The sequence below is a fragment of the Paraclostridium dentum genome, assembly GCF_012922555.1.
Taxonomy (GTDB): domain Bacteria; phylum Bacillota; class Clostridia; order Peptostreptococcales; family Peptostreptococcaceae; genus Paraclostridium; species Paraclostridium dentum.
The window spans coordinates 1-303 of sequence record NZ_WIPK01000215.1; the positions used below are offsets into that span (position 1 = coordinate 1).

Below are 303 nucleotides of genomic sequence, written 5' to 3' on the forward strand. Positions count from 1 at the left end.
GGGTAACATACATCGTAAAGAAATAGCCAAGTACAAAGCTGCATCACCTGCCACAGTGAAAGTGGAACTAGAGGACCTTCAAGACATCACTGAGATCAAGGAGGACAAAAAGTTCTTCACTGGACAAACACTAGATGGCCAACTAGACAGCAAAGCACCACTGGTTGGAGCTAGTGAGAGCGATGGGCTGAAGTCTGGTGATATTGTGGTTACATGGAAAGATGGAAATGTCTCCACACTCTACTCTGATTCTCAAGAGGCGGGTAAGGAGGACAAGTGATGTGGGACTGAGAGACATATCAG

The 303-nt window shown here is 46.2% G+C and carries 1 protein-coding gene; it reads left to right on the forward strand.

Translation table 11 applies throughout. From position 1 onward, the window contains the following. Positions 1-280, forward strand: a 280-nt coding sequence (locus tag GFJ41_RS18430) for a hypothetical protein (protein WP_170076067.1), incomplete at its 5' end; no start/stop codon positions are given. Positions 281-303 lie beyond the last annotated feature (23 nt).